The following is an 18348-nucleotide window of genomic DNA, read 5'->3' as shown; positions in this document are numbered from 1 at the left end:
TCATCGGCACAGTGTGGCCGACAGTCATGACAGAATTGACTCGCGTGTACTCCTTTGAAACATACTCCACTTAACCCCGTCAGGCATGATTTTTTTGTGAAATAAATGTGGAGTCCGTTTGAATTTTATTAATGGGTATAATTTGCTTATCGGAGTTTATTTGCAGAAGCAGCCACGGCACCTGTTCGGCAGGTAAGGGGCGGGAAAAAAGGTAGCCCTGCAGATAATCGCAGCCGAGACGGGTGAGGACCGCCTGCTGTTCTTCCGTTTCGATCCCTTCTGCCACCACATTCATCTCCATGGTCCTGGCGATACTGATGATGGTTTCAACCAGCTTGTAGCTTTTTTCATTTTCCAGCATCGAGGTTACAAAGCTTTTGTCGATCTTGAGTTCTTTAGCCGGAAGCACGCTCAGCATCAGCAGGTTGGAATAGCCCGTACCAAAATCATCAATCGAGACGGTGATCCCCGCGTGATTAAACGCATTGAGCAACTCAATGCTGCGGTCGAGATTTTTAAGCGCGGTGCTCTCGGTTACCTCAAGGATCAGCCGGGACGGAGACAAGTTATATTTTTCCAGCATCGACGAAATGACAAGGAAAATGTCCGGCTGTTCGAACTGGACGGGGGATAGGTTAAGCGACAACGTCCACTGGCTGAACCCTTGTTCAGTCCAGAAATGAAGCTGTCGGCATGCCGCTTCAATGGCCCAGTTACCTACCGGAATAATTAAGCCCGTTTGCTCCAGCGAGGGGATAAACAGATTAGGTAACACAACCCCTTGCTCAGGATGTCGCCAGCGCAGAAGGGCTTCAAAACCGTGAATGGTTTTCTCTTCCGCATGCCAGGTTGGCTGGTACCACAGTTCAAACTGATCGCGTTCAAGCGCCTGAGAAAGCTCCTGCAGGAAACCAGGTTTCGCCGGGATCGCTGTTGACATCTCGGCCCGGTAAATCGCCCAGCCATTGCGGCCATCTTCTTTAACATGATGTAAGGCTGCATCCGCCTTGAGCTTCAGCTCGTGCAGCGTTTCGCCATCCTGAGGATAGAGGCTGACGCCCGCGCTAATCGTCGTGCTCATTGTATGTCCGCAGATAGACAGAGGGCGTCGTACATCCCCCAGCAACGCGGTGAGCAGGGCATTGAGCTTGTCGTCATCACATTCAGGCACCAGCAGGATAAAGGCGTCTCCTCCCAGCCTTGCCAGGGTCATCTCACGTGTGAGCCGGGCCGTGATGCGCTGCGCGACGGTGATCAATAGCTCATCACCGACGCTGTGACCCCAGGTGTCGTTAACGCGTTTGAAGTGATCGACATTCAGGAAAATAACGGCAAATGGTTTCTTGCTCAGCAGCGCGCTGCGCAGACAATCCTGCATGCGGAGATCCATCTGGTGGCGGTTTGCGAGCCCGGTGAGCGCGTCAAAACGCGCCTGCAGCTCAAGCTGGCGGTTGAGCTGCTGCAGATTATCCGTTAGCCGGCTGGTGCGCCGGTGAGAATCGATAAGTGAAATGATTAACATCAACCCGAGCAGGCAGAGCGTGGTGACTGAAACCCAGATGGATAACCCCAGCTCGCCAATCCCACCGGGTAGGGTATGCGCCATTTCCTGAAACTGCGCGGCACTCATGCCGGTATAGTGCATCGCACAAATCGCGGCGCCCATAATGAAGGCCGCGAGAATGCGATCGATAAAGACGCCTTTGTGTTTATCCCGCAGACGGAAAGCCAGCCACAGCGCCGTGCCGGAGGCAACAACGGCAATAACCACGGATACTGCCACAATGCGGCGATCCCAGATGATGCTGCCATCCAGCATCAGGGCCGCCATACCGATGTAGTGCATAGACACCACGCCAGCGCTCAGGATTGCCGTGGCGAGGATCAGTCGAAAGGGAGAACGTTTTTTGCCCGTGACGGCAATATTAAGGGCCGTGGCCGAAGCACCTACTGCGACGCCCAGTGACGCAAGGGTTAACCAGAGGTCGTAGCTCATCATCATGGGCATTTGCATCGACAGCATGCCGATAAAGTGCATCGACCAAATGCCAATACCCAGCGTAACCCCACCGGCAATGCGCCAGAACAGGGCAGCCTTGCGGCTGGAAAGGGGGATCTTTCCGGCGCTGTCCAGCGCCACAAAGGAGGCGATAAACGCCACCAGATAAGAGATAGCGATTAACACAGGGTCCCACGATATATTGAGCATTATGCAATCCCACGCCTGAGAGGGTTACCGATTTCGCCTGCCGGGTACATCTTTATCGGGCAACGAACATGCGCATTCAAACCATATTAGTTATTTATCGTGAACAATGACCAGTCATATTAATACTCTAAAACTTATTAAGAATATAAAATATATTCTTTTGTTAATGTATTAAGCATTGCTAAACAAAAACGAATAACTGTAGCAAAGCTCCTTAAATATGAGGGCGATCGTATCGTCTCACCGCGGGCGATACTATCGCTTAAGATGGCGGGAGACCAGTATCACAGCATCCTGCGCAGAACATTTTCACTAATACGCTCTTTTTATCTGACTTAAGACAAATCACAGGATGCTAACGGCGAAACCAAAAACAAGTGTCGTTTGCGATGAAAAAATTCTGAGCCAATGCTATAAGTCTTAATGCCGACAAAAATATAAAACGTGGATATTATCATGCTAAAAAATATTAGTGTCAGGACCTTTGTTATGGGGTTCCTTTTATCTCTTTTTTTGGTGAATGCAGGTGTCGTTGTTCTATTTTCCAGCAATCCTTCTCTCTTTATTTCGCTTAATGTCACCAACTTCGTTGCGCTATTTTTGCTCTGGGTCTATATGACGAAGTTCCTTGTGAAGCCGATCAATACGGTGAAGAAAAGTATTGAAGAGGTGACAGCAGGTAACCTTGGCGTCTCTATCCCTGAGTTTGGCAATAACTGTGCGGGCCGACTCATCCCGGGGATAAACAGTCTTTCCGGCAACATTGCGACGCTGGTGCGCGAGATCAGGGCGTCATCGCAAACCGCCATGACCTTATCGGATCAACTCTCGGCACGTAGCGCTCAGCTTTCGGTTAAAACTGAGCAGCAGTCTGCGTCTTTAGTGCAAACCGCAGCCAGCATGGAGCAAATGGCCGCGAGCACCAGGAACAATGCCGATAACACCCGCCTGGCGAGCGAGCAGGCCACTGTGGCGACGTTACAGGCGCGCAAGGGCGGCGAGCTCATGGGGCAGGTCGCCAGCAATATGCAGTCCATTACCGAATGCGCACAACAGATGACGGAGATTATTACGCTGATCGATGGCATTGCATTCCAGACGAATATTCTGGCGCTTAACGCGGCCGTTGAGGCGGCAAGGGCGGGCGATCATGGAAAAGGGTTTTCTGTGGTTGCGGAAGAGGTAAGACACCTGGCGCACCGCAGCGCAGAGGCCGCAAAGAATATCAAAACGCTGATTGACGTCACCAGCAATAACGTCACCCAGGGGGCCAGCGTTGTGTCACAGGCAGAGAAAAATATGCATGAAATTGTCACCGGCGCTGGGAATGTCAGCCGGTTGATGGACGACATTTCCGCATCGACGTCAGAGCAGGAGAAAGGAATCTCTCAGATTACGCTGGCGCTATCGGAGCTGGAGCGGGTCACGCAAAGTAACGTGGCAATGGCAGAAGAACTCAACGGTTCCTCTGATGTACTGCGCAATCAGGTGATTGAGCTGCAGGCCCGAACGCGTAATTTCAGACTCGACCCGGGTTCCTCTTCCTTATCATCTACCGGCTCGCCATCCTTCCTTCAGCGGCCAGAGCACTCAATGTGACATAATCTCAAAGCCTGGTATGTCAGGCCCTTTTACGCCTCTGGCCAATTCCTGAGCGATTTCAGCGCGATGGGAAACATAGTTGTTGCTTAAGCCCTGATGGAAGCTAGACTGACACCGAAAGAGCTAAAAAGGTGGAGGCGCTGTGGAAAGCATTAAAGGATCTGAACTTAACGTTCCAGACGCAGTTTTTGCGTGGGTGCTGGATGGTCGCGGCGGTGCGCGACCGCTGGAAGATAATGATGTGATCGACAGTGCGCATCCCTGCTGGCTACATCTGAACTACACCCATACGGACAGCGCTGACTGGCTGGCCTCGACCCCGCTCCTGCCTAACAACGTGCGCGATGCGCTGGCGGGCGAAAGCCTGCGGCCCCGCGTGAGCCGAATGGGTGACGGTACGCTGATCACCCTGCGCTGCATTAACGGCAGCACCGATGAACGTCCGGACCAGCTGGTTGCGATGCGTGTTTATATGGACGATGGGCTGATTGTCTCCACCCGGCAGCGTAAAGTCCTCGCGCTGGATGACATCGTCAACGATCTGAAAGAGGGCACCGGACCAGTCGACTGCGGCAGCTGGCTGGTGGACGTGTGTGACGCGCTTACCGATCATGCGAGCGAGTTTATTGAAGAGCTTCACGACAAAATCATCGACCTGGAAGATAACCTGCTCGATCAGCAGATCCCGCCACGCGGTTTTCTGGCCCTGTTGCGTAAGCAGTTGATTGTGATGCGCCGCTATATGACGCCACAGCGCGACGTTTACGCACGTCTTGCCAGCGAAAGGCTCACCTGGATGAATGACGATCAGCGACGCAGAATGCAGGATATTGCCGACAGGCTGGGCCGCGGGCTGGACGAGATTGATTCCTGTATTGCCAGAACGGCGGTGATGGCGGACGAGATCGCGCAGGTGATGCAGGAGTCGCTTTCGAGGAGAACCTATACGATGTCCCTGATGGCGATGGTCTTTCTACCCAGCACGTTTCTTACCGGGCTGTTTGGCGTGAACCTGGGGGGAATTCCGGGTGGCGCTTATCGCTACGGCTTTACCGCGTTTTGCGTCATGTTAGTTGTTTTGATTGGTGGTGTTGCATGGTGGTTGCATCGTAGTAAATGGCTGTAAATTTACGCTTTTTTCAGCTTTTACCGGGTTCAAAACGCTCTTTTAATTGAGCGAAGTCAATAAACATCTACCCCGTAAGGTGCAATATTACTCCCGCAGGTGAATGCAACGTCAAGCGATGGGCGTTGCGCTCCATATTGTCTTACTTCCTTTTTTGAATTACTGCATAGCACAATTGATTCGTACGACGCCGACTTCATAGTCGGCTTTTTTTTGCCTCCTGATTCTCAGCGTCTACCCTAAAAGGGACGACAGCAAATTCTGGAGGGAATGATGAGCATCCTGAACGCTCTGCTACTGCAACAATCGCGTCAATCCGATCCTATCCCCAGCGATCCGGTGCCAATGCCCGATCCCATCCCGCGCCCGCAGCCAATGCCCGACCCGCCGCCAGATGAAGAACCGATTAAATTGTCGCATCGAACCGCGAGATCTGCGAGGATACGCGCCATCTGACCGCAAAGATGACCACGAGAGATTATTGTGACCGCTTTTTCTACCCTGAATGTTCTGCCCGCAGCCCAACTCGATAACCTCAACGAGTTGGGATACCTCACGATGACGCCTGTTCAGGCGGCCGCGTTGCCCGCAATCCTCGAGGGCCGTGACGTGCGCGTGCAGGCGAAAACGGGCAGCGGGAAAACGGCGGCATTTGGCCTTGGCCTGTTGCAGCACATCGATGCGGCGCTTTTTCAGACCCAGTCTCTGGTGCTGTGCCCGACCCGCGAACTGGCAGACCAGGTTGCGGGCGAACTGCGTCGCCTGGCGCGTTTCCTGCCCAACACCAAGATTTTAACCCTCTGTGGCGGACAGCCGTTCGGCGCACAGCGTGATTCACTTCAGCATGCGCCGCACATTATTGTCGCCACGCCTGGCCGCCTGCTGGATCATCTGCAAAAAGGCACCGTCTCGCTGGATGCGTTACAAACGCTGGTGATGGATGAGGCAGACAGGATGCTGGATATGGGCTTCAGCGATGCGATTGACGAGGTGATCCGTTTCGCCCCGGCCGATCGTCAGACGCTGCTGTTCTCCGCGACCTGGCCGGAGGCCATCGCCGCCATCAGCGGGCGCGTGCAGAAAAATCCGCTCACAATTGAAATCGACAGCGTAGATGCGCTGCCCGCTATCGAGCAGCAGTTCTTTGAAACCTCGCAGCAGGGGAAAATTTCGCTCCTGCAGAAATTGCTGAGCCAGCATCAGCCTGCGTCCTGCGTGGTGTTCTGTAATACCAAAAAAGACTGTCAGTCGGTCTGTGATGCCCTGAATGCCGCCGGCCAGAGCGCATTGTCGCTGCATGGCGATCTGGAGCAGCGCGATCGCGATCAGACGCTGGTCCGCTTCGCTAACGGCAGCGCCCGCGTTCTTGTCGCAACCGACGTCGCTGCGCGCGGTCTGGACATTAAATCCCTTGAGCTGGTGGTGAACTTTGAGCTGGCGTGGGATCCTGAAGTCCACGTGCACCGTATTGGCCGTACCGCACGTGCAGGAAATAGCGGTCTGGCGATCAGCCTCTGCGCACCGGAAGAGGCGCAGCGCGCTAATATTCTGTCTGAGATGCTGCAGATTAAGCTGAACTGGATGAATGCCCCTGCTGGCGTCAGCCTGGTGCCGCTGGAAGCCGAAATGGCAACGCTGTGTATTGATGGCGGTAAAAAAGCCAAGATGCGTCCAGGGGACGTATTAGGCGCGCTGACCGGGGATGTGGGTCTGGACGGGGCGGATATCGGTAAGATTGCGGTCCATCCGGCGCATGTCTACGTAGCGGTTCGCCAGGCTGTAGCCCATAAGGCATGGAAGCAGCTGCAGAACGGGAAAATTAAGGGTAAAACCTGTCGCGTACGCCTGCTGAAATAAAGAATCAAGCGTCTCAGAAGATGTTTCTGAGACGCTCATCGCTTACTTCACTTCAAGTACGTTCAGACGCAACTCTTCAAACTGATTGTCATCTTCTTCCGGCTGCCAGCCAGCTGGTTGCATGGGAATATCTTCCCGGTCAAACGCCAGATCGCCGCCATTCACCACGTCTGAGTCATGGTTTATGCCTTTGAAGTCGAACAACTCCACATCAGCGAGATGGGAAGGGACGACGTTCTGCATCGCACTGAACATGGTTTCGATACGACCCGGATAACGCTTATCCCAGTCGCGCAGCATGTCGCCAATCACCTGACGCTGCAGGTTCGGCTGAGAACCGCAGAGGTTACATGGAATGATCGGGAACCCTTTCGCCTGAGAAAACCGCTCAATGTCTTTTTCACGACAGTAGGCAAGCGGGCGGATCACAATGTGTTTGCCGTCATCACTCATCAGTTTAGGCGGCATGCCTTTCATCTTGCCACCGTAGAACATATTGAGAAACAGGGTTTGCAGGATATCGTCGCGGTGATGGCCCAGCGCAATTTTGGTCGCGCCCAGCTCCGTCGCGGTACGATACAGAATGCCGCGGCGCAGGCGAGAGCAGAGTGAGCAGGTGGTTTTCCCTTCCGGGATTTTCTCTTTCACAATGCCGTAGGTGTTCTCTTCGACGATTTTGTACTCAACGCCCAGCTTCTCGAGGTATTCCGGCAGAATATGCTCCGGGAAACCCGGCTGTTTCTGGTCAAGGTTGACCGCCACCAGGGAAAATTTCACCGGTGCACTTTGCTGAAGATTACGCAGGATCTCCAGCATGGTGTAGCTGTCTTTACCCCCTGACAGGCAAACCATGATGCGATCGCCTTCTTCAATCATGTTGAAGTCTGCAATGGCTTCGCCGACGTTACGGCGCAGTCGCTTTTGCAGTTTGTTCAGGTTGTATTGCTCTTTTTTGTTAATTTCTTGATTCTCTTGCATTTAGTACTACCTTCGGAGCCAGCAGGGGCAAAATTGTATGCCGCGTATGGTACGGATTCCGGCGGCGAATACCAGCACGTTTTGCAGCGGGGTTATATCTGGCGTGGCAACGCTGTCAGGGTGCGCTGTGATTTCAAAACCTCTATAGCATCTTACTCGTCCTGGTTTTCCATATTTGTTATATGACGGCAGGGAACTTATATGGCATAAGAGCGTTAAACGAACATAAAAAGGAACGACGTTATGTCGCTTTATGACCTCAAAACCGAAGCACTTGCATTACCGGAGACCTGGCATTCTCTAGTATTAGGCCGCATTGGAACTGCGAATCTCAAAGTTTTACGAATGGATGAACGCTCAGTGATTGAAGAGGTTCATGAGTATGACGAGGGGTTACTGGTCATTGATGGACGTCTGGAGCTGAGCGTGAAAGGTAAAAAAATCTCTGTAACGCCTGGGCAGCTGTATGTAGCCAAAGCTGGCACTCCCCATACTGTAGAAACAGGCAGTTTTGGCACCCTGGTTATCATTGATTTACCCGAAACGGAAGTGGCCTCACGTTAAGCGGCTTGCGATGAAGTTACTGATTGTCAGGGTTGTTCGACGTGCTGATCCAAACTTTAATTAGACTCAACGTAATCAACCCCATCATAACGGCAACAGTGGTTACTATAATATAAGATGTCATGAGATAATCTTCCTGGTAAGCGTCTTCATTTGACTCATTTCTTTTGCATTAGTTCCAGCAAAGAGCAAAATTTCAATGAAAAGAAGTGTCGGGTTTTAGTTTGTTTTATGTAAATAAAAAGGAGGTGGAGTATAACTGCAGACTTTATAAAAAAGGCCTGCATTTAGCAGGCTTTAATAGTTAGGCATTTTGATTATTTTAATTCAATAGATAAAGCCGAAGACGCAGATCACAAATGGATTTTTGCGGCATCAAGTATCTTCTGAGAGGTGAGTTCTCTATCAGAGGCAACGTAGACAAAGCTGCGATCTCCGGTTAACGATGGGAAACCAGCAGACATAATCTGAAGGTATATTTCTTCTCCATCCGGATACTCCTGCCTTACAGACGTAACGCCTTGTTGTACCGTGACAACTTTACCTGGTTTCCCATTGAAAAAAACGATGACATTCTTCATAAACCACCCTGTGTTTTTTGGGAACATTCGAAAACTAAAGCAAGCATTTTTTAGCTTTAACGTGTATTGTGGCAGTCCGTAAAATCAGGAGATGCCTATGTCTGGACGTAAAAATACACAATCCCGTCGAAATCATTTAGTCAAATGTCCATGCCCAAATTGCTCTAAAGATTCAGAGCATAGTTTTAATCGCGTGCAAAAGGGCGCTCAACTTGTCTGCCCGTACTGCCACGCTTTGTTTAAAACTACTCAACGATTCTAAACCAAAGTAGTGGACAAATGAGTTAGCTTTGAGTTTTAGACTACTCGTGCACCAGTTCTGCACTTCATCACATTGGTTAGCGCACTCGTTAAGAAAATATGCTGGCTGTTGATATGAATAACAGTCATATAATCCAGGGCCCGTTTACACAGGAAACCTTATTGGTAATCACGGGCCATTGATAATATTATCTATCCAGAAGAATGACATTTGCAGCAGCAGGGCCTTTATCGCCGCTTAGAATCGCAAATTCGACTTTCTGACCTTCAAATAGTGTATTAAAGCTTTCTCCCTGCAGGGCAGAGAAACGAACAAGAACATCTTTACTGCCATCAAGCGGGGAGATAAAGCCAAAGCCTTTATCTTCATTAAACCACTTAACCAGACCTTGAATTCTTGAAGACATAAATACTCCTTTTAAAGACTTTTTAAGTGATAATAAATGGCAAAACGTATGGGCTCAAAAGGAGGGGATATCAGTGATAGCGCCTGGTTATGAGGGCTGTCTGGTAAAATAGTGTCTTCGGTATTACATCGAACTAACTAAATCATTAAGGCACGGACTGAGTTGATAAGCAAATATTATTTTAGCCATCTGGGTGGCTGTTTAAAAAGGTTAGCTAAAACAAGTATTTCCTGTATGATTGACGTTCGATTACTACAAGGAAATTATTTGTCTCGTAAAATGACAGGAATTGTCAAAAGTTTTGACTTCAAAAGCGGGAAAGGTTTTATCAGTCCCTCTGATGGCCGAAAAGATGTTGTTCTACATATCTCCGCATTAAATAATAGCGAAAATCAATCCTTAAAACCAGGCGTTCGCGTTGAGTTTTATCGCATAAATGGGCTTAGTGGCCCGATGGCGGCTAACATATTTCTTTCTTGAAGTATGATTTATATGAAACTGATGTGGAATGAGGTTATCCAGATATCAGCCTTACTCTCTGAAACATTTCTAAGATAGCGTATAATGGGTCTTCGAAAAAACACCAACAACCCAGTGGCGCGTGCTATGTCCCTCAATCGCTTTTGTTACTTACTCCTGATATTCGCTGCGATCGGCAGTCTTTTATCGTCGAATCCTGTGGTCGTGTGGTTTCTGCTGATCAATGTGCTGACGATGATCATGTATGGTGCCGATAAAATGGCGGCGCGGAAGGGGATGCGCCGGGTTCCGGAAGCGACGTTGCTGGTATTTGGCGTGACCGGAGGTTGGACTGGCGCCATCGTGGGGCAACAACTCTTTCGCCATAAAACCCAAAAGCAGCCCTTCAAAACCTACTTTTTCATCAGCGTTGTGGTCAGTATCGCCATGATGGCGGCGGTTTACCATTTTTCGTCTTATTCTCCCTTATATTAATCCCTCCGTTACTGCCAATAGTAGTAGGACTATTCTTAAGAGGTTGCTGTTTTTTGCACAATCTGAATAATACGTGTAACAACACGGAAGACAACATCCCATGAAAATAGAATCTATTATGCTGGCAGTGCTGGTGGTCTTTTCTGCACCTTCCTGGTCTGCATTTCAGGAGCGGGAATATAATACCTGGTATATCAAAAATGCCGTCCTTTATGATATGACTCAAACCTCGGAAGGTTTCCCGGTTATGGTGAGTGTTTCTCAGCCTGGGAGAAAATCTGCTAATTTGTTGGTGTCATATATTACTGAAGGTCGCTGTGGTGAGAACAACCAGTCACTTAATGTGAATGGTAAAGTGCTGCCCGCCAGGTATGATTGTGTCCAGGTAGGACAGAACAGAATTGAACATTTTTCAGTGGTTGATTCGGACAGCGTCAATGGTATGGTGACGTATCTGAAATCAGATTTCACTATTCTTCTGCAAAACGATATCAAGATTTGGGCTGCAAACATCAAAACGCCAAAATACGGTTTGACGCCGCGATTCTAAACATGGAATGCCTGTGTTTCGACAGGCATTTTTTTGGATGCAACGCAATCATTTCTAAAATAATAGTTTTAACACAATACTAATCAATATTAAGGGTAAGTGGCCCTGTTTTTTTACATGTCTAAATGTACTGTATACTAAATGGTACAAAATAATATAAATAAACGTTGTCAAATCTTCATTGCTTTATGGATAAAGCGCTCTATCAGACTTACGCTTGCTAACACCTTTTAGTTGTTCAACACATCTTTATTGGTAAGGAGCAGAAAATGTCACAGCGTAACAGTCTGGATTTACTAAGCCGTAAAGAAGGAATGTGTTTGTTAGAGCAAAGCATGGGTTTTGTCTGGCAGGCTGCACTTCGGGCGGTCGCGGTATTAGGCGTCGCAGATCTTCTGGTTGAAGGAAAAAAATCCGTTAAACAACTGGCTAAGGAACTGAAAGTCGACGTTGACTATCTTCATCGAATCATGCGCTTATTGTCCTCTCGTGGCGTTTTCAACGAATTATCTGAAGCTGAATACAGTCTTAGCCATTCAGCACAATTCCTGCGTTCTGACCATGAATTTTCTTTGCGTGCGGCGGTGCTCATGCTGACAGACCAAACATTCTGGCAGCCAGCAGCTAAAATGGATGAGATATTGCAAGGCAAACCTGTTTTTAATGAATTGTTTGGTAAGCCTTTTTACGATTACTGGCAGCATGACGATAGGGACGCTGACAGCAACATTTTTCATGCCGGTATGGCCTCTATGTCATCCGTAGAGAATGAAGTCATTGTTGATAGCTATTGGTTCTCTCAAAACGCTGTCGTTGCCGATATCGCCGGTGGTCTGGGTAACTTATTGTTGGCCGTTTTACGTCGAAATCCGACCCTAACGGGGATCCTTTTTGATCAAAAAGACGTGCTTGAGCGGAATCGACTGTACCTGTTAAATGATAATCGTCGATGGGAAACCGTTGAGGGCAGTTTTTTTGAAGCCTGCCCTGTAGCGGACATCTACCTACTCAAATATATTTTGATGGACTGGCCTGATGAGAAGGCCGTTCAGATACTTCAATGCTGCAGAAATGCTATGAAAGAAACCTCCCGATTATTAATTTTTGAGCCACTGATTAAAAAAGAAAATAATGAGCAGGGACGATTTGAAATTGACCTTCTTCTGTTAACAAGCTTTGATGGCGGACGGGCACGGACAGAGTCTGCGTATCAGGCCTTGTTTGAACAGACCAATCTGAAGTTGAACAAAATAATAGACACCCGTTCGTATCTGTCGATTTTAGAAGTCGTACCTGTCTGAACTGTTTAAATGATATTCACAGAGCACGTGTCCGGCATTCCGTTTTACTGTATTCCTGCTACGCTTGTTTGTTGTACCAGGAGCATGAATATGAAAAACAAAGATGAACAAACCGGATTAGTGGGGCTGGCGATTGGGGCCGCCGTTATTGGGCTGGTTTCAGCGCAGAAACCGATCCATCGCAACAGTATTGTCGATGAGCTGGTCAGGCTCGGCAGGCAAAAAGGCGATGGTGTAGAAGACGAGGTTTTCGTGAAAGCAGCAGAATTGGTGAGAAAAGGGGTATAGCTCATGTCTGAAAGACGTAATGCGAAGTGCCATTGCGCGTTCTAATCCAAATGAATACGGTGTGAACGCCGCATGTTTTGAAAGCGTTTCTCCGGTTGATTTCCCTCAGGTAACGGTGATGGACGGTGTCAACCATCCCACGGATGGGGAAAGTGGAGTATTTGGCTATCGAGACCCCTGAGTCAGGGGATAAAAAGCCTCAGCCTGTGAAAAAATAACGCGACCTTTGCGTTTATCCGCCACCGGCACTGCTGGTGGCTTTTTGTTTTCAGGGAACATAGTTAACTGCCATCCAGATGGTTTAATAGCGCGCCGAGATGCCCGACAATATCACCAAAATCAAAAATTAACGCCATCCACAGCACGGCTAAAAGGGTAAGTACGGCAAGGGATACACGACTAAACAACGCTGTTATCCTTAGTGACGAAAGGGCTATCACCTGAGTTTAACCAGCTTTCTTTCAACTTACCCTCAACCAACCCCTTTCTGAAACTGTCTTTTGTGACGGACTTCAAAAAAACGAGCCCGCATCATAATGCGGGCTCTGGCAATCAGAACTGGTAAACCAGACCTAACGCGACGACATCATCCGTGCCAATGCCGTTGTTTTTGTAGAAGCTGTCATCTTCATCCAGCAGGTTGATTTTGTAATCAACGTAGGTGGACATGTTTTTATTGAAGTAGTAGGTCGCGCCTACGTCAGCATATTTAACCAGATCCTGATCGCCCTGACCGTTGCCCAGGTCCTTACCTTTAGACTGCAGGTAGGAAAGGGTTGGACGCAGGCCGAAGTCGAACTGGTACTGCGCGGTCACTTCAAAGTTCTGGGTTTTGTTCGCCACGGCGTCGGTATTATCACCATACGGGGTCATATTGCGGGTTTCAGAATACATTGCCGCCAGGTAGATGTTATTGGCGTCATATTTCAGACCCGCAGTCCATGCATCCGCTTTGTCACCACCCGCTGTGGTATTCATCACCTGCTCATTGGTACGGTCAGAAGAGGTGTAGGCGGCACCCGCAGTAATTCCCATGCCAAAGTCATAGGTGGTAGATATACCGAAGCCATCACCATTCTCGTGACGCGTGTCGCGACCGTTGTTGGTGCCTTCCTGATTGTTGCTGGCATCTTCATTCTTGCCCTGATACTGCAGCGCAAAGTTCAGACCCTGCACCAGACCATAGAAGTCGGTGTTGCGGTAGGTTGCCACGCCGTTGGCGCGGCCCGTCATGAAGTTGTCTGCTTTGGTGTAGGAGTCGCCACCGAACTCAGGCAGCATATCTGTCCAGCCTTCCACGTCGTACAGCACGCCATAGTTACGGCCGTAATCGAAGGAGCCATAGTCGCCCACTTTGATACCGGCGAAAGCAAGACGCGTCCAGGACTGGTTATCAGACCCTTCGGTGTTATTGGCCTGAATGTTGTATTCCCACTGCGCGTAACCGGTCATCATGTCGTTGATCTGGGTTTCGCCTTTGAAACCCAGACGCATGTAGGTTTGATCCCCGTCAGCGCCTTTATCGTCGGAGAAGTAGTGCAGACCATCTACTTTTCCGTACAGATCTAATTTATTGCCATCTTTATTATAAATTTCTGCCGCATGCGCAGCACCAGCCATTAACAGAGCCGGAATCATCAGAGCCAGTACTTTTCTTTGCATTGTGATATTCCTTTGCAGTTGTTTTTATTTAATTACCTGTTGAACTTTCAGAATGAGAAAGTTGTCTCATGCTAAATCACTCCAGTGTAAGAGTAATAAAATATAATTGTTACGAACTAAGTAAAATCTAAACCGAATAAATCTGCGGAAATGATCATTGATTAGATGAATGATTTAGAAGTAAGTATATTAAATTGAAATTATTAATCAGGCGTTAATTAAGGTAGTCTTGCTGGCGTTATATGCCTTTAAGATGATTCATCCATAATTAACATGAATGCTATAAAGGAAACTCAATAGATATTCATTGATTATCTGGATTCGCCCGGTGTGAATACGCCGGGCTTTTTTTATGACAAAAAAATGCCCGGCCAAGCCGGGCAGAGGAACTAGTCGCTGGTCGGTTTTTCGGCTTTACCCGCCATTTGCGCCAGGAAGTCATAGCGTTTTTGCAGGTCAGCAGCGGCATCTTTCCAGAGCTGTTCGGCCACTTCCGGCTGCTGCGCGTTAAGGCGACGGAAGCGCTGTTCCTGCATTAACGTCTCGGCCAGAGCATCTGACGGCGGACGTGAATCCAGCGCCAGCGGTAATTTACCCTCGTCAGCACGACGCGGGTCGAACCGGTACAGCGGCCAGAAGCCGGTTGCGGTCAGCTGACGCATCTGGTCGTGGCTGAGCGCCAGGTCGTATCCATGCTCTTCGCAAGGGCTGTAGGCAATGATCAGAGACGGGCCTGGATACGCCTCCGCTTCCTGGATGGCTTTTACCGTCTGGTTAAGCTGGGCACCCAGCGAGATTTGCGCGACGTAGACGTGACCGTACATCATCATGCTCACGCCGAGATCTTTGCGCGCCTTGCGTTTACCGTGTTCACCGAATTTCGTCACGGCGCCTAACGGTGTGGCTTTCGACGCCTGGCCGCCGGTATTGGAATAACACTGCGTATCCAGAACCAGGATATTGACGTTTTCGGTCAGGCTCAACACGTGATCCAGTCCGCCAAAGCCAATATCGTAAGCCCAGCCGTCGCCGCCAATCAGCCAGATCGATTTTTCGACCAGGGCGTCAGCGTCGGTCAGCAGTTGTTCAGCTCCCGCCACACCCTGAAGCGCGCGACGCAGCTCAGCAACCTGCTCACGACGTTCTTCTGGCGTTGCGTCCGCATGAAGCGCGTCATTGAGCTCAGCAGGGATCTGCCCGGCAAACTGCTCCAGCTGGCGCATCACGCGTGCGCGATGTTGGTCAACGGTCAGGCGGAAGCCCAGGCCGAATTCGGCGTTATCCTCGAATAACGAGTTTGCCCACGCCGGACCGCGACCATTGGCGTCGGTGGTGTAGGGAGTGGAAGGCAGATTACCGCCATAAATTGAGGAACAACCGGTTGCGTTGGCAATCAGCATCCGATCACCGTACAGCTGGGTAAGCAGCTTGATATACGGCGTCTCACCGCAACCGGAGCAGGCCCCGGAGTACTCAAACAGCGGCGTAATCAGCTGTGACGTACGAATATCAATACGTTCCAGTTTGCTGCGGTCGATTTCCGGCAGATTCAGGAAGAAGTCATAATTGACCTTCTCCTCTTCAACGTGCTCAAGACGCGACATCATATTGATGGCTTTGATCTCCGGATCCTGCCTGTCTTTCGCCGGACAGACCTCAACGCACAGGTTACAGCCGGTGCAATCTTCCGGCGCGACCTGCAGAACGTATTTCTGTCCGCGCATGTCGCGGGATTTCACATCCAGCGAATGCAGGCTGGCAGGCGCGGCTTCCATCTCTTCCGGTGATACCACTTTGGCTCGAATGGCAGAGTGCGGGCAGGCCGCCACGCAGTGGTTGCACTGGGTACACAGCTCTTCTTTCCAGATGGGGATCGCTTCGGCAATGTTACGTTTTTCCCAGCGCGTGGTGCCCATCGGCCAGGTGCCATCCGGCGGTAGCGCAGAGACGGGCAGGACATCGCCCAGGCCGGCCAGCATCGCCGCCGTCACGGTCTTAACGAAATCAGGCGCCGCATCGGACACCACCGGAGGGCGATTCGGACTTGCGGCATTCACCGGCTGCAGCGGTACTTCAAACAGCGATTCGCGTGCCAGCGCCAGTGCCTGCCAGTTTCGCTCAACCAGCTCCTGGCCCTTGCTGCTGTAACTTTTGGCAATCGCGCCCTGCAGTTCTACCAGCGCGCTGTCGCCCGGCAGGATATGGGTCAGATGGAAGAAGGCCATTTGCATAACGGTATTAATACGCGCAGCAAGACCACATTCGCGGGCAATTTTTGCAGCGTTGACCACATAAAAACGGGCTTTTTTCTGGTTCAGCACCGCCTGAACTTCCTGCGGCAGGCGCGCCCAGACTTCGTCAGCGCTGTAAGGCGTATTGAGGAGGAAAATACCGCCGGGTTTCAGGCGCTCAGCCATCTGGTATTTATCGATAAACTGCAGCTGGTGACAGCCAACAAAATCAGCCTGAGAAATAAGATACGCGGAGCGGATGGGCTGTTCGCTCACGCGCAGGTGGGAAACGGTCAGGCCGCCTGCTTTTTTGGAGTCGTAAACGAAGTACCCCTGGGCGTACCACGGCGTTGAGTTGCCGATGATTTTGATGTTGTTTTTGGTCGCGGAGACGCTGCCGTCGCTGCCCAGACCATAGAACAGCGCCTCAAGTTTGGCGGTCGAGGGCAGGGTATTTTCCGGCAACGACAGGGACAGGTTTGTCACATCATCATAAATGCCGACGGTAAAGCGCGGCTTGGGTTTCGCTTCGCTTAACTCGTTGAATACCGCCAGCACGCAGTCCGGCCCAAACTCCTTGGATGACAAACCATAGCGACCCCCGATTACGCGCGGCAGCGTTTCGCGTTCGCCCTGATTAAAGGCTTCTGCCAGGGCTGTCATCACATCCAGATAGAGGGGTTCCGCCTGCGCGCCCGGCTCTTTGGTTCGATCGAGAACCGCCACCGCGCGGGTGCTTTCAGGCAGAGTCGAAAGCAGATGTTTGGCCGAGAACGGACGGTAGAGACGCACTTTAAGCACGCCAACTTTTTCGCCGCGCGTCAGCAGCTCGTCAACCACCTCTTCACAGGTCCCAATGGCTGAACCCATCAGCACAATCACCCGTTCCGCCTGCGGATGGCCGTAGTACTCAAACGGTTTGTACTCCCGACCGGTAGTGGCGGCAAAGTCATTCATTGCCTGCTCAACATGGTCGTAAACCGCGTTGTACCAGGGGTTCGTGGCCTCGCGGGACTGGAAATAGGTATCCGGGTTCGCCGATGTCCCGCGAATAACCGGGTGTTCAGGATTAAGAGCCCGGGCGCGATGCGCGTCGATTTCCGCCTGCGGCAGCAGATTCAGGATAGTATCGTCAGCCAGCGGGACGATTTTGTTGATTTCGTGAGAGGTGCGGAAACCATCAAAGAAGTGAATAAACGGCACGCGGCTTTTGAGCGTGGCGATATGCGAAATTAAGGCAAAGTCTTGTGCTTCCTGAACGCTGCTGGCGCATAGCATCGCGCAGCCGGTCTGGCGCACGGCCATCACGTCAGAGTGATCGCCAAAGATGGAGAGCGCGTGGGTGGCAACGGTACGCGCGGCAACGTGCAGAACGAAGGGCGTCAGCTGACCGGCAAGTTTGTACAGCGTTGGGATCATTAGCAACAATCCCTGAGAAGAGGTAAACGACGTGGAAAGCGCGCCAGTCTGAAGCGCACCGTGTACCGTGGCAATCGCACCGGCTTCAGACTGCATCTCAACCACTCTCGGGACATCGCCCCAGACGTTTTTTAACCCGTTACCCGCCCATGCATCTGCCTGCTCGGCCATGGTAGAACTTGGCGTAATCGGGTAGATGGCGATAACTTCACTGGTGCGAAACGCGACTGAGGCAACTGCACCATTACCGTCAATAGTTTGCATAGGACAACACCCTTACATTGCGCAAAAAATAGGGGTCTGTATTACGGCAACAAACCCTGAATATTATCAGTGTATTCTAGCAAATGCGGGATTT

19 protein-coding genes and 1 pseudogene are annotated in these 18348 nt (G+C 50.5%); 11 read left to right on the top strand and 9 right to left on the bottom strand.

What is annotated here, in order from left to right:
• Window positions 1–79: 79 nt before the first annotated feature.
• Window positions 80–2209, bottom strand: coding sequence for a putative bifunctional diguanylate cyclase/phosphodiesterase (locus V1566_RS15495; protein WP_395303903.1), 2130 nt, complete (start codon window positions 2207–2209; stop codon window positions 80–82).
• A gap of 456 nt (window positions 2210–2665) precedes the next feature.
• Between V1566_RS15495 and V1566_RS15490 the strand changes: the two genes are divergently transcribed.
• From V1566_RS15490 to dbpA, 4 genes are all read left to right on the top strand, one after another.
• Complete coding sequence (locus V1566_RS15490) at window positions 2666–3808, top strand: methyl-accepting chemotaxis protein (protein WP_395306000.1); 1143 nt, start codon at window positions 2666–2668, stop codon at window positions 3806–3808.
• Between the two features lie 145 nt (window positions 3809–3953).
• Entirely contained in the window at window positions 3954–4937 is a 984-nt protein-coding gene (gene zntB / locus V1566_RS15485) for a zinc transporter ZntB (RefSeq protein WP_395303902.1), read from the top strand.
• A 282-nt stretch (window positions 4938–5219) separates the two neighbouring features.
• Window positions 5220–5393: a hypothetical protein gene (locus V1566_RS15480; protein WP_316326207.1), complete on the top strand. Its 174-nt coding sequence runs from the start codon at window positions 5220–5222 to the stop codon at window positions 5391–5393.
• A gap of 27 nt (window positions 5394–5420) precedes the next feature.
• Entirely contained in the window at window positions 5421–6794 is a 1374-nt protein-coding gene (gene dbpA / locus V1566_RS15475; protein ID WP_395303901.1) for an ATP-dependent RNA helicase DbpA, read from the top strand.
• Window positions 6795–6836: 42 nt separating this feature from the next.
• Here dbpA and ttcA read toward each other — a convergent pair whose 3' ends face one another.
• A complete protein-coding gene (gene ttcA / locus V1566_RS15470; RefSeq protein ID WP_061715008.1) occupies window positions 6837–7772 on the bottom strand; it encodes a tRNA 2-thiocytidine(32) synthetase TtcA in 936 nt (311 codons plus the stop codon).
• A 34-nt stretch (window positions 7773–7806) separates the two neighbouring features.
• Window positions 7807–7875 (bottom strand): annotated as a pseudogene (locus V1566_RS15465) (hypothetical protein); the annotation flags it as partial.
• Window positions 7876–8015: 140 nt separating this feature from the next.
• Between V1566_RS15465 and V1566_RS15460 the strand changes: the two are divergent.
• Window positions 8016–8336: a cupin domain-containing protein gene (locus V1566_RS15460; RefSeq protein ID WP_395303900.1), complete on the top strand. Its 321-nt coding sequence runs from the start codon at window positions 8016–8018 to the stop codon at window positions 8334–8336.
• Between the two features lie 16 nt (window positions 8337–8352).
• On the opposite strand, the gene V1566_RS15455 is transcribed toward V1566_RS15460, so the two are convergent.
• Window positions 8353–8460, bottom strand: coding sequence for a YnaM/YnfT family protein (locus V1566_RS15455; RefSeq protein WP_395303899.1), 108 nt, complete (start codon window positions 8458–8460; stop codon window positions 8353–8355).
• 229 nt (window positions 8461–8689) lie between these two features.
• Window positions 8690–8917, bottom strand: coding sequence for a hypothetical protein (locus V1566_RS15450; protein WP_196349881.1), 228 nt, complete (start codon window positions 8915–8917; stop codon window positions 8690–8692).
• A 91-nt stretch (window positions 8918–9008) separates the two neighbouring features.
• On the opposite strand from V1566_RS15450, the gene V1566_RS15445 reads away from it, so the two are divergent.
• On the top strand, window positions 9009–9179 hold the full coding sequence (locus tag V1566_RS15445; RefSeq protein ID WP_395303898.1) for a YnfU family zinc-binding protein: 171 nt from the start codon (window positions 9009–9011) through the stop codon (window positions 9177–9179).
• Between the two features lie 187 nt (window positions 9180–9366).
• On the opposite strand, the gene V1566_RS15440 is transcribed toward V1566_RS15445, so the two are convergent.
• The gene (locus V1566_RS15440; RefSeq protein WP_032656808.1) at window positions 9367–9585 is read right to left on the bottom strand and encodes a cold shock domain-containing protein; all 219 of its coding nucleotides are present in this window, start codon (window positions 9583–9585) and stop codon (window positions 9367–9369) included.
• A 267-nt stretch (window positions 9586–9852) separates the two neighbouring features.
• Between V1566_RS15440 and cspF the strand changes: the two genes are divergently transcribed.
• The 5 genes from cspF (at window position 9853) to V1566_RS15415 (ending at window position 12678) form a co-directional block, all read left to right on the top strand.
• The gene (cspF, locus tag V1566_RS15435) at window positions 9853–10065 is read left to right on the top strand and encodes a cold shock-like protein CspF (protein ID WP_148241793.1); all 213 of its coding nucleotides are present in this window, start codon (window positions 9853–9855) and stop codon (window positions 10063–10065) included.
• 126 nt (window positions 10066–10191) lie between these two features.
• Window positions 10192–10539, top strand: coding sequence for a DUF1294 domain-containing protein (locus V1566_RS15430; protein WP_395305999.1), 348 nt, complete (start codon window positions 10192–10194; stop codon window positions 10537–10539).
• Between the two features lie 100 nt (window positions 10540–10639).
• Window positions 10640–11089, top strand: a complete 450-nt coding sequence (locus V1566_RS15425) for a hypothetical protein (RefSeq protein ID WP_395303897.1) — start codon at window positions 10640–10642, stop codon at window positions 11087–11089.
• A 269-nt stretch (window positions 11090–11358) separates the two neighbouring features.
• The gene (locus V1566_RS15420) at window positions 11359–12390 is read left to right on the top strand and encodes a methyltransferase (protein ID WP_395303896.1); all 1032 of its coding nucleotides are present in this window, start codon (window positions 11359–11361) and stop codon (window positions 12388–12390) included.
• A gap of 90 nt (window positions 12391–12480) precedes the next feature.
• Complete coding sequence (locus V1566_RS15415; RefSeq protein ID WP_023312007.1) at window positions 12481–12678, top strand: hypothetical protein; 198 nt, start codon at window positions 12481–12483, stop codon at window positions 12676–12678.
• Window positions 12679–12959: 281 nt separating this feature from the next.
• On the opposite strand, the gene V1566_RS15410 is transcribed toward V1566_RS15415, so the two are convergent.
• The 3 genes from V1566_RS15410 to nifJ form a co-directional block, all read right to left on the bottom strand.
• Window positions 12960–13085, bottom strand: a complete 126-nt coding sequence (locus V1566_RS15410) for a hypothetical protein (RefSeq protein ID WP_395303895.1) — start codon at window positions 13083–13085, stop codon at window positions 12960–12962.
• 145 nt (window positions 13086–13230) lie between these two features.
• Window positions 13231–14340, bottom strand: coding sequence for a porin OmpC (gene ompC, locus V1566_RS15405; RefSeq protein WP_395303894.1), 1110 nt, complete (start codon window positions 14338–14340; stop codon window positions 13231–13233).
• 389 nt (window positions 14341–14729) lie between these two features.
• On the bottom strand, window positions 14730–18254 hold the full coding sequence (nifJ, locus tag V1566_RS15400) for a pyruvate:ferredoxin (flavodoxin) oxidoreductase (protein WP_395303893.1): 3525 nt from the start codon (window positions 18252–18254) through the stop codon (window positions 14730–14732).
• Between the last annotated feature and the right edge of the window lie 94 nt (window positions 18255–18348).

It is taken from the genome of Enterobacter sp. ECC-019 (assembly GCF_043974075.1).
Lineage (GTDB): Bacteria > Pseudomonadota > Gammaproteobacteria > Enterobacterales > Enterobacteriaceae > Enterobacter > Enterobacter asburiae_D.
The sequence above is the reverse complement of the archived record's forward strand: the minus strand, read 5'-3'. Positions and strand labels throughout refer to the sequence as shown.